This window comes from Anisomitus miae (SeqCode), from assembly GCF_054906395.1.
In genome coordinates, this window is record NZ_JBRACL010000008.1 from 142,674 (window position 1) to 158,663 (window position 15,990).

At 31.3% G+C, this 15,990-nt stretch carries 12 protein-coding genes; 11 read left to right on the forward strand and 1 reads right to left on the reverse strand.

What is annotated here, in order from left to right:
- Positions 1 to 213: 213 nt before the first annotated feature.
- Both AALI31_RS06300 and AALI31_RS06305 read left to right on the forward strand, forming a co-directional pair.
- Positions 214 to 714, forward strand: coding sequence for a phage terminase small subunit P27 family (locus AALI31_RS06300; RefSeq protein WP_489885681.1), 501 nt, complete (start codon positions 214 to 216; stop codon positions 712 to 714).
- The gene (locus tag AALI31_RS06305; RefSeq protein WP_489885682.1) at positions 701 to 1,279 is read left to right on the forward strand and encodes a terminase large subunit domain-containing protein; all 579 of its coding nucleotides are present in this window, start codon (positions 701 to 703) and stop codon (positions 1,277 to 1,279) included. Before AALI31_RS06300 ends, AALI31_RS06305 begins: the two co-directional genes overlap by 14 nt.
- Here the strand turns inward: AALI31_RS06305 and AALI31_RS06310 are convergent.
- On the reverse strand, positions 1,193 to 1,672 hold the full coding sequence (locus AALI31_RS06310; protein WP_489885683.1) for a hypothetical protein: 480 nt from the start codon (positions 1,670 to 1,672) through the stop codon (positions 1,193 to 1,195). The genes AALI31_RS06305 and AALI31_RS06310 overlap by 87 nt on opposite strands.
- Before the next feature lie 201 nt (positions 1,673 to 1,873).
- Between AALI31_RS06310 and AALI31_RS06315 the strand changes: the two genes are divergently transcribed.
- From AALI31_RS06315 to AALI31_RS06355, 9 genes are all read left to right on the forward strand, one after another.
- Positions 1,874 to 2,629, forward strand: coding sequence for an ABC transporter permease (locus AALI31_RS06315; RefSeq protein ID WP_489885684.1), 756 nt, complete (start codon positions 1,874 to 1,876; stop codon positions 2,627 to 2,629).
- On the forward strand, positions 2,616 to 3,329 hold the full coding sequence (locus AALI31_RS06320; protein WP_489885685.1) for an ABC transporter ATP-binding protein: 714 nt from the start codon (positions 2,616 to 2,618) through the stop codon (positions 3,327 to 3,329). Before AALI31_RS06315 ends, AALI31_RS06320 begins: the two co-directional genes overlap by 14 nt.
- 62 nt (positions 3,330 to 3,391) lie before the next feature.
- Positions 3,392 to 4,414, forward strand: a complete 1,023-nt coding sequence (locus AALI31_RS06325; protein ID WP_489885686.1) for an ABC transporter substrate-binding protein — start codon at positions 3,392 to 3,394, stop codon at positions 4,412 to 4,414.
- Positions 4,415 to 4,730: 316 nt separating this feature from the next.
- Complete coding sequence (locus tag AALI31_RS06330; protein ID WP_489885687.1) at positions 4,731 to 10,415, forward strand: DUF4214 domain-containing protein; 5,685 nt, start codon at positions 4,731 to 4,733, stop codon at positions 10,413 to 10,415.
- 169 nt (positions 10,416 to 10,584) lie between these two features.
- A complete protein-coding gene (locus AALI31_RS06335) occupies positions 10,585 to 11,079 on the forward strand; it encodes a GNAT family N-acetyltransferase (RefSeq protein WP_489885688.1) in 495 nt (164 codons plus the stop codon).
- 65 nt (positions 11,080 to 11,144) lie between these two features.
- Positions 11,145 to 11,882, forward strand: a complete 738-nt coding sequence (locus AALI31_RS06340; RefSeq protein WP_489885689.1) for a DUF4097 family beta strand repeat-containing protein — start codon at positions 11,145 to 11,147, stop codon at positions 11,880 to 11,882.
- A 250-nt stretch (positions 11,883 to 12,132) separates the two neighbouring features.
- A complete protein-coding gene (locus tag AALI31_RS06345) occupies positions 12,133 to 13,998 on the forward strand; it encodes a PTS mannitol transporter subunit IICBA (protein ID WP_489885690.1) in 1,866 nt (621 codons plus the stop codon).
- 44 nt (positions 13,999 to 14,042) lie between these two features.
- Complete coding sequence (locus AALI31_RS06350; RefSeq protein ID WP_489885691.1) at positions 14,043 to 15,173, forward strand: mannitol-1-phosphate 5-dehydrogenase; 1,131 nt, start codon at positions 14,043 to 14,045, stop codon at positions 15,171 to 15,173.
- Between the two features lie 109 nt (positions 15,174 to 15,282).
- Positions 15,283 to 15,987 carry an N-acetylmuramoyl-L-alanine amidase family protein gene (locus tag AALI31_RS06355; protein ID WP_489885692.1) on the forward strand — a complete coding sequence of 235 codons (705 nt, stop codon included), beginning with the start codon at positions 15,283 to 15,285 and terminating at the stop codon, positions 15,985 to 15,987.
- Positions 15,988 to 15,990 lie beyond the last annotated feature (3 nt).

The window sequence follows — 15,990 nt, forward strand, 5'->3', positions numbered from 1 at the left end:
TATGATCGATCCCCCCCTATATATTAGAATTTTGAGGTAGTGTGTGGGGACCGGTGGGGGTAGTTTTCTTTTCATGGATTTCCCTAAAAAACCGTAAAAGGGGGACATTATCATAAAGAATAATAAATATAAAGTTGTTTTATAAACTCCTTTATTTAGTTTGCTACTAGATAGGGGAGTTTTGCATTTGAAAATGTAGAAAGGGGGATTACATTGGGAAGAAATCCAAAATTAACAATAGTAAACAAAAAGCATTTAACAAAAGATGAAAAAAGGATAAGAGAACAAAAAGAAAATGATTTACTTAGAAATAACAGAGTTGACAAAATAATTCCACCACCATGGCTGTGTAAGAAAGCTAGAGAATTATTTTTGGAAATCTCTGAAGAGTTAATTAGCAAAAATATGATAAGCAATCTAGATTTAAACTGTCTATCTGTATACTGTGACTACTATATTAAATTCCTAAGCTTAGATAATAAGATTAAATCTGAAGGAGAATTAATAGAACACACAAATAAAGCAGGAGCAACTAACCTAATTGAAAATCCAAGACTAAAACTTAAAAATAAATACCTAGAGATTGTCAACAAACTAGCTAAAGAATTAGGACTAACCCCATCATCAAGAGTTAAGTTTACAGTAATAAATGTGAATTCGGAGAAAAGTAATACTCAGAAATTCGGAGAGATTTTTTTAGATGAGCAAGGATAAAAAAGAGATATCACTAAAAAACAGAGTAATAAGTTATTGCAATAAAATTTGTAACAACAAAATAAACTCATGTAAAAAACACAAACAAGCATGTTCTAGATTTTTGAGAGATATAAGAGAAGAAAGTAATTATTATTTAGATGACAAAGAACTTGAAAAGATTAATTTATGGGCAAGTTATTTTACATATTCAAAGGGTGTACTTAAGGGGAAAAATATAGAACTTACGGATTTTCAGTTATTTGTTATATCAAATATACTGTGCATAAAAGATAAGATTACAAATTACAGAAAATACAAAAAGGCATATATACAGTTAGGGAGAAAGAATGGTAAAACACAGTTAATATCAATAGTAGTTAGTTATTTCTTATTTGTAGTCAAAGAGCAACAAGAGATTTATATAACAGGTTGGGGATTATCGCAGTCGGATATTTGTTTTAAGGAAGTATCTAGATTAATTAAGACTAATAAGCATTTAGATGGATATTACGGCAGGGATACCAGCATTTCTAATAGCTTCAGCTTTATCTTTAGAAACTCCGATTACAATATCGGGATTTAACTTTAAGAGTTCTTCGATATTAATATCGTTACCATTTATGAAATCTGTTTTAGCTGTTAATATTTCAGGATAAATTTTCCCTAACAGTCCACTTTTAGCAGCTCCCATCGATTCAGGATGTATTCCTACAATTTTATCAGCTCCGCCTAGATACACGCTAAGTGCTGCTGATAAAGGGTATATATCACCAATGATTATTCTATTTATCTCAAGTGGAATTTCCATTTCTATTCCTTCATGGTCTATAATTGTTTTAGTTTTTTTAACTTGGACGCTTGAAGTTTCAGAATTAGTTTGGGGTGTATCTGTATTCTTGTTATTGATTGAACAACCTGATAACGTAACTGTAAATACGATTGACAAAACTAAGGATAATAATTTTTTAATGTGCATATATGTCCTCCATTATTTATTTTATTTTTAAGTATTGGTTTTAAATATTAAGACTTATAACAAAGTCTATTTTATTGATAATAGATATTATTTTCAATTATAATTCACAAGAAAGTTAAATAAATTTTTGATTTGTGATATAATCAACAACGTGTATTTGAGAATTCATTTATGCAGAGGTGATGATGGGGATGTACGTATATGAAAAAGTTTAAAGTCCTAATTACTGTAGGCATTTTTGTTTTGATGTGGTATGTTGTTAGTAAAATGAATATTGTTAGTTCTTATGTTTTGCCATCTCTGTTTAAGGTCGTGGATAGTTTTGTAAAAATGGTAAAGTCAGGAGAGGTATTTGAGGATATTTACATAAGTTATGTGAGAGTATTAAAAGGATTTTTATTATCTACAGCTATAGCATTTCTTTTAGCTATGATTAGAGTTATTCTACCTAAACTAAGCGATTATTATGACGGGATAATACAATTTTTAAAAAACGTTCCCCCTTTAAGTCTTATTTCTCTTTTGATTCTATGGTTTGGCATAGGTGAAACTACGAAAATTGGGATAATCATTTTGGTATCATTTTTCCCAATTTATTTGAGTACGGTAAAAGGATTTGTAGGTTGTGATAACGATTTAATAGAGGTGGGAAAGATTTATGGGTATTCGAGAATTGAGAGATTTGTAAAAATTAGGGTACCTTATGCTCTATCGGATGTATTGGTGGGGATGAGGATAGGTCTCGGATACAGTTGGAGGGCTATAATAAGTGCAGAAATGATTGCTGCTTCATCTGGACTTGGTCACATGATACTTTTTGCACAGCAAATGGCTAGAACGGATAAGGTCATAGTGGGGATTTTAGTTATAGGTTTAGTTGGTTATTTAACAGATAAAATATTTGCAATAATAATTAAAAATAGCTTAAAGGGAATGGATGTAAATGGATGGGATTAGTTTGATAAGTGTAAGCAAGTCATATGAGATGGAAAACCAAAGTGTAGAAGTTTTAAGAAATGTGAATCTAAATTTGGATTCAAATAGAATAACTATAGTTTTGGGTCGTAGTGGATGTGGAAAAACTACACTTCTCAAAATTATATCAGGACTTGAAGGGTTTGATAGTGGAGAGATATTAGGGATCGACAATAAACAAAAAGCTTATGTTTTTCAAGAGCATAGGCTCATGCCTTGGCTTAATGTCGAGAAAAATATAATGTTTGGCATAAAGAACAAAAATAAATATAGTTCATACATAGATGAGGTTATTGACATTGTCGGACTTAATGAATTTCGCCATGCCCATCCGAATCAGCTTTCTGGTGGTATGAGGCAAAGAGTATCTATTGCAAGGGCTTTTGTATGCAATCCGGATTTTATATTAATGGATGAACCATTTTCTGCTCTTGATTTTTTCACAAGAGAGATAATGCAAAAGGAGCTTATGAAAATTCACAAAAGGTCTAAATGCATTATTCTATTTGTTACTCACAGTGTAGATGAAGCTCTTATGCTTGGAGACAAAATAATAATTCTTGAAAAGGGAGTTATTAAATCCGAGTATATAATAAGAGATAATGAGTTAGAAAGAAATTTAATGAGTGAGTATTTCATAGATTTGAAAAAACGAATAATCAATGATTTGAAAATTATATAAGTATGAGTTAGAATTGTAGGCGAGTAAGTGTACATATTTAATAACATGGGGGATGAAAATTTATGAAAAATCTAAGATCCTTAAAACCTAAAATTACAATGGTTGCGTTAGTATTGTTTATGTTAACGTTTGTTGTTAGTTGTAGTACAAGCAGTACGACTACGAGTTCTTCAGGAGGGAGCAGTTCTTCTACTTCGAGTCAATCTAGTAGTGTGAGTAAACTTGACAAAATAACCATGACTTATGTTACATCACCTTTGAACGTTCCAAGCATAATAGAAAAGAGCAAAAGCATTTTTGAAAATTACTTAAAAGATAAGGAAGAAAATATAAAAGTTGATTATGCAGAAATAACTTCAGGAGCTGATCAAGTACAAGCCTTAGCATCTGGAGATGTAGATATACTTTATGCCGTTGGAGCTACATCCATAATAAGTGCTGCATCTAATGGTGCTGATATTAAGGTTTTGAATATGTATAGCAGAGCACCTGAGGCGTATACTTTATATTCAATAGATAAAATAGATTCAGCAGAAGAGCTAAGGGGAAAAACCATAGCAGGACCTGTTGGAACAAACTTGCATCAGTTGTTAGTTGCGTATTTAGAAAAGGCGAGTATGACTATAAACGATGTTAATTTTGTGAATATGTCTATACCAAATGCTAAAGCTGCTTTAGATAGCAGAAGCATAGATGCGGCATTGATTGCAGGACCTACAGCATATATTGCTAAACAACAGGAGTACAATCTCATTACGGATGGTGTTGGATTGACTGATGCATCTGTTGCGGTGGCAGTTAGTGAAAAATTTTTAAATGAGAATAAGGAAATATTGACTTATTTTAAAGAAGCTCAGTCTAATATATATAATTACATATTAGAGAATAAAGATGAGGTCATGCAGATAGTTGGAAGTGTTTTGGATCTTGAAAAAGAAGATGTAGAAGAGATGTATAAACAGTACGATTTTAATATCGAGGTAACTGCAAGTGATAAAGAAGCATTTCAAAATATAGCAGACTTTATGTACAAAAATGAAATGATAGAAAATGAGTTTAATGTAAGTTCTCTTTTTATAGAATAGGAATGATAAAATCATTAAAGTAGTTGTAGGTACTTACTAATATTCTCTAAAAATTTTAAAGAGATACTATGTTTAACATAGTATCTCTTTTTGTGTTTTGTAAATGTAAAACCATCAATGTTAATTAACCATGAATAAAACATAAAAAAAAATTAATAATAATACTGTTGATTCAGAAATTAAAGGTTTATCTCTACATAACTCTCGATTATGTTATGTTTTTGGGTCAAAGTATTTTTGTGTACATGTAGTATGTTCTTCTTAATGTGTATTTGTACTCGTGTTCGATGAAGATTGAAAGAAGGAGGAGAGATTATTGTTCGATAAATTCAAGAGTTTATCTAGAGTCTTGTGCTTTATTTTTTTGTTTAATTTTATGATCTCAAACTTTGGTATAAAGTCCAGAGAAGCTAAAGCTACAATCATAGATATAAATTCTACGAGAGTTATAAATTACGATTTAAAGGTAAGTGACAATTATGTAGTTTTTGATTTCTCTAATTATTTATCTAGTGATGAGAAAATAGAGAGTTTTGTATTGAAAAAAGGAGAGACCACAATTAGTACAGAAGCCTTTGACGATAGTAAGAAAGCTTGGAAGAGTAGATTTATCCCTCTAAATGGTGATAAGTACGAGATACAAGCAGTAGCCAATTTAGGGGGGAAGCAAAGGAAGTTAACATACAATTTTGTTTACAACGATTATGATGTTAATTTTGAGCCTATTGGAACAACTTCAAATAATAATATTTCATTTGATATGAAAGCTTGGGCAGCAAACTTTCCTGATGATTGGTCTATTGAGGCTGATATTATAAAGATGAATGGGGCAACTGTAATTCCTAAAATTACAAAAACTGTGAAAGATGTAAAGGCAAGTTCTCTAGTATTTGAAGGGAAGAAGGTTGGTCTTAATTCTGGAGGATATGTTTTTAGAGTTAAGATGAATGGTAGGGACTATAAGAGAAAATTTTTTTATGATAATGTCGTTTTTAGAGACTTAAGTTTTTCGGTACCCTTATTACAATTCAATAACAATGGTAACATAGATATATCTTTTAAAACAGAACTTATTTATGATCATTTTAATTTATACAGTGGCGTTGAACACAAGATTAAAAAGATGAGGTCGCAATTATTCGAATTTAGGAATATACCTTCGAAATTAGATAATGATTATGAAATCAGTGCTGAGGGATCGAACAGTGGTTACAGAGAAGCAATGGTTAGTGTTTGTAGATTATCGAAATTTGATAGACTTGATTGTGGAATAAATGTTTTGAATGATAGCAGTATGAACTTAACATTTCCAAATATGACGAATTTCTTTTCAGTCACAGCTACAAAGAACAAGGCTTATGTATATGAGTTAAATGATAATTTCACAAAAGGCACTAAGATTGCATCAAAAGAGTCAAACCTAAGTTACACAACTGCTAATACGATAAACTTAAACAACGGTGTGAAATTCTCTCAAGATAAATCTTATTTAATCGAACTCACAAATGGAGATAGAACAGTAACTGTTCCTTTTGTTTATATTCCCGTAAATGTATCAACTTCCGAAATAAAAACTACATCTGCAAAACTACACTGGGAATATCCAGCAGGGTACACACCGGTTTCTGGTGATAAGGTGGAAATATATTTAAGGGATAAGTCTCAGAGTAGTGAGCATTCAGCTATACCAAGATTAGCATTTGTACATGGAAGTCATAACGTAAACCTATCTAACCTAAAGTCCGTAGTCATAGGTGGAATTGCTCCAAATACAAATTATGAAGCTAAGTTTGTGTTGAACAATCAGAGGGGTTCTATATCAAACTGTTTAAGTTTCACCACATCAGCTTTTAGGTTAAAGGATTATATACAAGTTAATGATGTTATGTACCAACAGACTGGTAATAAGATAGCTTATCCTAGATCAAGGAATATTACGGTAACATGGGACTTTGAACCGACTGACATTGAGTTCGCTAGTGGAGATAAAGTTGAAATATTTTTAAAGCCTAATGGAAACTCAGCTTTTTCAAGTTATCCCAAAAATGACTACTATAAAAATCCTGTATTCACAGCTACCGAAAATCTTAAAACCGTAAAAAGTGCAAACATACAAATACCAACTTGGATGTCTAACATTTACGTAGACTTAATATACACGATAGGGGGGAAACAAGTCTTAACGTCAAAGCCACAAGGTACTCAAGGTGAGAGTCACTATAATAGAAGAACAGTATACCCAACTTTGAATAAGCCAAGTATAACGTTTGAGAATATAACTCAAACTACAGCAAAGGTTAAATGGAATTATGATTCTGGATTTACTGGAGATTATAAAAAGTATGAGCCTGAGAACGGCCACATAATAAAAATCCATTTAAAAAAGATAAATTCTTTAAACGATTATACTACAACTGGATTTGAAGGAAGTAGTGACGCGATTTTCCATTATGTACATGGTCAAGATGGTGTGAATTTACTTGAGAAGAAAGAATTTGATATTAAAGGACTTGAGCCTAATCAATGTTATAGAGCTAAGATTATTCACATTTTGCAATTGCCTGGATTTGATAACAATTACAGAGATACGGTGGATTACGCTAACTTTAAAACAGAGGCTTTTTCAATTAATAATTTAACTGCAACACAAGAATCAGAAACACCTAAAGTTAAATTGACATGGGAAACAACAGGGGTTGTAGAGTTTGCTGATGGGGATAACGTGAAGATATATTTGAAAGAAGCTACAACTTCACAATATCCAGAAACACCAGTTGAAACCATAGAGAAAGATAATATGAATTCTAAGAAAGATACGGTGATAGAATTACCTAAATATAACACACCTTATAATGTTAAAGTTGAGTATGAGTTAAAGGGGAAAAAGATAAGCCAATATGTTTTGACTGAAGCAACTGGAATTGTAGATGTTTATGTTACTGATATAAGCGAAATTGCCGAAGCAGCTAGAGATTCAAATAAAAAATGGTCAGCAAAAATAAATTGGACTTATCCTGAAGGATATACAGAAAGCACTAGAAAAGATAAAGATAAGATAAAGCTAACTGTTAAGAAACATCAAGAAGCTTCATCACATACGTCTACATCAGAGTTTACTGACAAAGATATAGCTATTGAAACTAAAGAAGAAAAATTAACAGAACTTGAAGCTAATGCTACTTATGATGTTAAGTTATCATTCATGAATTCAGATTCAGAAGTTTATACAGTGGAGACTAGCTTTAAGGCAACGAGTGATCTCCAAGTTATAGGACTTATAGCTACAGATGTAAAGGCTAAAACAGCTACTTTAAAGTGGGAATATATACCGGAAAGTAAGGACTTCCAACAAGATGATAAAGTTGAAATTTCTATAAAGAAAAATGAAAGTGAGGCTGCACGAAATTCAGGTAGTAACGACTTGAAGGACTATACTAAGATATATACATTCAAGCATAAAAATGCCGTATCTAGAGGTACTGCAGATATTGATGGAGCAGCTATAGTGAGCGAAACTGAAGATGCTAATAAGCACCCAAAGCATGTTGAAACTGAAGGAGATATGACTAAGTTTAAATCTCTTGGCTTGAAGGAATTAGGAGTTAATAAAGAGTATTCTGTAAAGATTGAATATATGGTTAATGAAGATTCACCTTTTGCAGAAGTTTCCTTCAAGACAATGGTAGATGCATTTAAGGCAACAGTATTTTCATCCGACCAAACTACTTCAACTTATGGTTGGGAGTATCCTAACGGATATGAGTTACAAGAAGGAGATAAGATAGAAATTTTTGTTAAAGAGGTTAGTGAAGAAGAAAAAAGTAGTAATGTAAATACCAATTATGGAGGTCCACTTTTAACGTTAGAACATGGTACTGGTGATGATAAGCATAATTTAAATGAAATTACTAGAGTTGACGTGTCTGGTCTTACTCCAGAGAAAAAATACAAATCTAAGATTGACTTTACGATGGGAACAGGTGATTCTGCTTACACGATTTCTCAAGAAGTTGATATTTCTACAAAGTCATTCGAGATAAAGTCTTTTGAGGTGGATAGCTATGAGGAGTATGACATACTGGTGAAATGGGAAATTGAACCAGAAGATATGGTATTTAATCCATCAGATACAGCAGAGATATTCGTAAAATTAGCAAATGAGGAAAATTATCCAAGTGCTCCATCTTATAAGTTAACTATGGATGATAGTAAAGAGAAAAATATTTCGAACACATTTAGCGATTATGTTTTAGCTGAAAGCATTGGTGTAGATCAGAAAATGAAACTTGTCTACACTATTGGAGGAAAGAAATACGAGAAGGAACTAGAGTTTAATAATACAATAGATCCAATTAATGCTAGCGTATTTTCAGTTGATGAAACAAGAGCATTAATACAAATTGAGACTCCTAAAAATTACGAATTTGTTAATGGAGATAAATTGTTAATATATTCGAGAGATGAGTTCTCAGGAGGAGAACTTGAGAGTGATGATTTTTTAGTGTTTGAGGGTGTTCAATCAGATGCTTTGAGTATTGCAGATGATATGAAATTAATAGAGCTGAGCTATTTATTACCTGAAGCTAATTATGAAGTTTTAATCGTACTTGATCTACTGGATGGTAAAGCTGATCCTGTGAAATTAAAATTCCTAACAGGCAGTCTTCCAGTTTCTGATATTAAGCTAGAGGCAATAAAGTATAACGATTCTGTAATATCTTGGGATTATGGAGATAATAGCGTTGACTTTTATAAAGCTTCTGATTACGATACTTCAGACAAACTTATAATTGCTCATAAAGAATCAGATGGGACTCCAATACCTGAAGATTTAAATTCTATAAAGAAACTCAAAAATGTAGAATATTTGGGTGGAGAAATTGAAAACGTTAAGGATAGTAGCATACAAGTAGAAGATATATCTAAAGATTACGATGTTGTAGTTTGTTATGATCTTGGTGGATTGCTTTATACTAAGAGCTTTAAGGCGTCTTATTTATCAGTTTCAATTGCTGAGAATTCAATATTGAGTGACGGTGCTAAAGTTGGTTGGAAGTATCCATCTAACGTAACCTTTACTGATGATGATAAAACAGAGATATTTATAAGGAAGAAGCAAGAGGCAAGTTATCCTGAATCACCTGTATTTACTTCAACAGGTTCTTCTACAACTAGATGTAGTTTAGAAAGTTTAGAAGGAAGTACTGAGTATGTAGTTAAGGTTCAAGTTACTAAGGAAGGAATTCAAATATATCCTGTAGAAGTTGAGTTTACAACTTTAACTAAACCTGCATCAGAAGTAGTTATTGAAGAAATTCAATATGAAATAGTTGGTATGGCCGCTCAATTTGCTATACCTGACTCAGAAAATATTGTTGTTGATAAAGATAAACCTATAGGATTAAAAATGGGAGAAGAACCATATCAAGGATTCACAGTTGTACTTGACGAAAATGGTACTTCGTTTACAATAAAACCAACTATTCCTAAAAAGAAGTATGAAAATATAGAAGTTGAAATACCACTAGAAGATGGAACTGTATTCAAAATTTTTATAAAAGAGTTTGTGACACAGCCTGAAGATATAGCACAAGATTGGATAAGTAACGCTTATTCATTTGCTTTTGAAAGATTCCCTGATGAGGAAGGATATAATTATTGGTATGAGCGTAGAATGCTCAATAAAACCTTAAACGGAGAATACTTCCTTAAGAATTTGATGTTTGCTGAAGATGAATTTACTAATAGGAACTTAGCAGATAAGGACCTTATTGCAGCACTTTATCAAATAGTCGTAAACAGAGAATTTGATGAAGAGGGACTTAATTTCTGGGTGGGAATTTATAATGAGAATCTACAAAACGCAAGTGGAGATAAAAAATTGGCACAAGAGGTTCTTGTGGATAGAATGGTTCACGAACCTGAATTTGGAAAATTGTGCGATAATGTAGGAATATTCTGGAGACAATCTGACCAAGATGCTGCAGGAGTTAATCCTTAAAACAATAGATGTTTAATTAAGTGGCGAAAACTTTGCCACTTAATTTTTTTTATGATAGTATGAATTTATCAAATCTGAATTTTAAAAATATTAAATTTGTAAATTTGTTTTTGATGTGAATCTATTCTTAGTTTTGTGAAAATATTAAAGTTGTAAAGGAGAATTTTAGGTGTTAAGAAAAGCGGCTATTAACGATTTACATAAGGTCATGTATGTTGTCGATGAAGTTAAAGAGGATATGAACAGTCAAGGAAATGATCAGTTCGATGATAATTATCCTAGAGAGGAACATTTTAGAGATGATATAGAAAACGAAAGTTTATTTGTTAAATGTATCGGAATAGATATTGCAGGAGTTATTTGTGTGAACAATAAAGAGTTTACGGATTATGAAAAGTTTAATTGGAGCAAGAAGACATCATCTACAGTATTTTATAGATTGGTTGTAAACAAATCTTACAGAAGGAAGGGAATAGCAAGGGAACTTGTCTCTCTTGCTGAAGATATATCTAGGATGCAAGGGCTTAACTATATCAAGGGGGCTACTTATGAAATTAATAAACCCATGATTTCCCTATTTGAAAATCTCAATTATAATTTTGTTGGGGAAAGCTATGTGGATAATAAAAAATACCCATTTTATTATTACGAAAAACTTTTGTAGACCTATTGGATTTTTTTCGATAGGTCTTTTGTGATAGAATATTTAGATGGGGAAGGAGGAAATATATGGTTTTGTTATTGCTAGTGTTGATAGTTTTAATCTTGATATCTAAGGATAGTATATTTAAAATGTTCGTAAACGATGAAGCCAATGTTTTAGATTCTAAAGGTATCTTGTCTGAAGAATACAAAATAGGATTTGTCTCTAAGAGAAAAGTCTATATAGACGTACTGGACACAGATATAAAAATTTTATTCGATAAACATGTAGATAAAATAATTATAGAAACTAAATGTTTATCAGAAAATTTTAATTATAATGTAACCAGTAAAGATGATATTATAAGAATCTTAAGGGGAAATAGAAAGAATTACAATCAACCAGGAAACAGTGGGAAAGTATTAATAAGATTACCCAAAGGGTGTTCTTTAGATGAAATAAATATTTTGGTTACAAATGGCGATGTGGAGATTTACGATATTAATTCTCAGAAGTTAGTCATTAAGAGTGATAATGGTATATTGAGAATAGATTCTTTATTCGTTGGAGACTTGGATATTTTTAAACTTCACGGTGATGTTTATTTAAGTCATGTTGAACTTGTAAATTTGAAATTGAATATTGAAGATGGGAATGGAGATTTTATAGATGTCTATGGAGAGGATATCTATGCAAATGTTATAAATGGAGACTTTGTGTTTGCTAATGTTTGCCGAAATGATTACCAAATTGGTTCTCTGAAAGTGAAAACTCTAAATGGTAAACAGCGTGTAAATGTTAATGCAAATATGGTGAGTGAGTAAGAGTATATTTGAATTTGGAGAACTCATAAAATCAGTAGTGTTCATTATTAAGATTTATATTTTAATTGTTTGCAGGGATTTCTTTATGGCCTTTGAGTTTCTAAAGTAGCATAGTGGTGCTACTTTTTTATTTATGAGTGATCATAATAATTTTTATATTTTTTATGATTATTTCTATTGTAAACATTTAAATTAAAGTTATATAATTTAGTTGTAAATTTTAATTTTTAGAAATGAGGATTTTAAAGTTATGGTTAGTTTTAAGGATAAGGTTCAGAAATTTGGTAAATTTTTGAGCGGGATGGTTATGCCTAATATTGGAGCATTTATTGCTTGGGGATTAATAACTGCACTTTTTATACCAAGTGGTTGGATTCCCATTGAATCCTTTGCAACACTAGTTGACCCCATGCTTAAATATCTTTTACCGATTCTTATAGGATTTACAGGTGGTAAAATGGTTGGAGGAGTTAGGGGGGGAGTAATTGGTGCAGTTGCTACAACCGGCGTTATAGTGGGTTCAGAAATCCCTATGTTTATAGGTGCTATGGTAGTAGGTCCTATTAGTGGATATGTGATTAAGAAGTTTGACGATTATGTTGAAGGAAAAATAGCTTCAGGATTTGAAATGCTTATAAATAACTTTTCTATAGGTATACTAGGATTAATCTTAGCTATTATTTCACTACTCGCTATAGGACCTGTTATATCTGCTATAACTGGATTTTTATCAATTAGAGTTTCGATAATTATCAGAATTGGATTATTACCACTTGTTTCAATCTTTGTTGAACCAGCAAAGGTTTTGTTTTTAAATAATGCAATAAATCATGGAATATTTGGACCAATAGGTATTGAACAGGTTCAGCAATTGGGAAAATCAGTTTTATTTTTGCTAGAATCAAATCCTGGTCCGGGTCTTGGTGTGATTTTGGCATATTTCTTTTTTAGCAAAGGTGCAGTTAAACAATCGTCAGTAAGTGCAGGAATCATACATTTCTTTGGAGGAATTCACGAAATATACTTTCCTTATATTTTAATGAATCCAATACTTATTTTAAGTGTGATACTTGGATCAGCAGTAGGTATATTTATATTTTCCATATTTTCAGTTGGACTTGTGGCTACTCCTTCTCCTGGAAGTATAATTTCCATAATGGCTCTAGCAGCTAAGGGAGATTTATTAAAAATATTGATAGGCGTAATAGCATCTACTGTTGTGTCTTTCTTCGTAGCTTCTATTTTTATAAAGAGGAGTTCTGGAGATTACTCTCTTGATAGTCTTGATAAAGCAAAAAATACAGTTGGGAATTTAAAAAATTCAAACACTAAAGAAGTCGATATGAGCAAGATTACTAAAATCGTATTTTCTTGTGATGCAGGAATGGGATCGAGTGCAATGGGGGCTTCTAAATTTAAAAATAGGTTAAAGAAACAAGGTGTTGGTGGTATAGATGTTTCTTATAGTTCTGTTGATAATATACCATCTGATGCTCAAGTAGTTGTAACTCATGAGAATTTAGAGTCTAGGGTTGCATCTGATAATGTGCTCAAAGTTGTAGCCATAAAGAATTTCCTAAGTGATCCGAATATAGAATTTCTCTTTAGCGAAATTGTTGAAGCCAATAAGAGCTTTAATCAAAATGAGGAAACCATTAATGATAAAACCAATGATTCATTTAATCACTCTGATATATTTACTGAGGAAAATATAATTTTGGATGTGAAGGTTTCATCTAAAGAAGATGCTATAAAGATGGCAGGAGAACTTTTAGTTAAAAGAGGATATGTAGAGGATAGGTACGTCTCTGGAATGCTCGAAAGAGAAAAATTGATTTCAACATATATCGGAATGGGAGTTGCTATACCTCATGGTGAGGGAAGTTTTAAAGATAGTGTTAAAAAATCTGGAATAGTTCTTCTTCAGGTGAAAGATGGCGTTGATTTTGGTGATGAAAAAGCTTATTTAGTATTTGGTATAGCTGGAGTTGGAAATGAACATATAAAAATACTCTCTAGTATCGCAACAACAATTGAAGATAAAACCATGGTAGAAAAGTTGATTAGCACAAATAGTAAAAAGGAAGTTATAGATATAATTTCGAAGGATATGTAATTTGAAATTTTCGTTTATTATTTATGGGAAGGTGGTTTTAGTTTATGAAGGCAATTCAATTTGGAGCTGGCAATATAGGGAGAGGATTCATTGGAGGGTTACTCAGAAAATCTTCATATGAGGTTGTGTTTTGCGATGTAAGCAAAGAGATAATAGATAAAATAAATGAGAATAGATCTTATAGAATATTTGTAAAGGACATTAATAGGAAGGAAGAAATTATAGACAATGTAAGAGGAATATGTGCAAATGACCCAAATTTATTGAACGAAATCGCAAGCAGTGACATATTAACAACTGCTGTCGGAGTACTTGTTCTTCCAAAAATATCTAAAAATATCGCTCGTGGTATAAAGAGAAAAATAGAATTGGGAGATAAAAAGTATTTAAATATAATTGCTTGTGAAAATGCTGTTAATGCTACTGAGGTTCTTAAGAAAGAGATATTTAATCATTTAAATGAAAGCGAAAAGGAATTTTGTAATAAATTTATTGGATTTGTAAATTGCTCAGTTGATAGAATAGTTCCTCCATCTGGAGATAATTCTATTGATGTAAACGTGGAAGAGTTTTATGAGTGGAATCTTCAGAAGAATCAAATCTTAGGAAACCTAAATTTACTCGGTTCAAATTTAGTTGACGATTTGTACTCTTACGTTGAAAGAAAATTATTTACTTTAAATACGGGACATACCATAACAGCATATTTGGGATTCATAAAAGGATATAAAACCATATACGAAAGTATAAATGATAAATTTATATATGAAAATGTGAAAGAGGCTATGATTGAAAGTGGGGAAGGTCTTGTGGAGAAACATGGATTTGATGAAGAGAAACACTTGAAGTATATAGACATCATAATCGAGAGATTTAGGAATCCATATTTACTTGATGACGTTCTAAGAGTTGGACGTGAACCCATGAGGAAGCTTTCTAAAAACGATAGATTTGTCAAACCAATTTTAACGTCATACAGTTATGGTAAAAAGATTGATAAATTATGTTTTGGTGCTGCAAGTGCTTTGAAATTTAACACACCTAAGGATAATGAAAGCTTAAAAATGCAAGAACTTATAAAAGATAAGGGAGTACTTGATGCATTTAAACAAATTTCTGAAATTGAAGAAACCTCTATTTTAGATAAGGTTGTAAAGTATTTTAGTAAAATATAAATTAGGTTTAGAAATGGAAATTATAACAATAATTTCCATTTTATTTTTGATTTTTATCTTATACTTATGATAATATAAGCTGATTATATATTTTTACAAATGGTGGAAAATGAAAAAATTTAAAACAATAATTTGCGTAGTAGTTTTATGTTTTGCAAGTATATTTTTCATAAATTTTATAATTTTGAATGAAAGTGATGAAGATATTGAGGATGTTTCTGTTAATGAATTAAAATATATTGGAACAATAGTTATAGACCCAGGTCACGGAGGATATGATGGGGGAGCAGTTAGTCAGAATAATATTTATGAAAAAGATGTTGTGCTTGATATATCTATAAAACTTGGGAATAAGCTTTCTGAAAATGATTTTAAGGTATATTTTACTAGGGAGAATGATAATGCACTTGGAGATACTACTAGAAGTGATATACATAATCGAGCGAAGTTTATAAATGGGAAAAAACCAGATATATTTTTATCCATACACTTAAATGGATCTGATGTAAGTACCGCTAAGGGTGTTGAAACTTATTCTAGATTTTTAGACGATAAGAGTTATTCATTAGCTGAAAGTATACAAGATGAATTATCTTCAATTGAGTATACGAAGGACAGAGGAATAAAGCAAACTAATGAAAAGAGTCTAGGAATTTTGAGATATACAAATTTTGTAGGAGTGTTATTGGAGCTTGGGTTTATTACAAACGTTGAAGACGAGAAGTTTTTATTATCGAACAGTGGACAAAATATTATAGTAGAAGCTATATTTAACGGTATTGTAGATTATTTTAAAGAGATGGGTAGAGGTTAATAA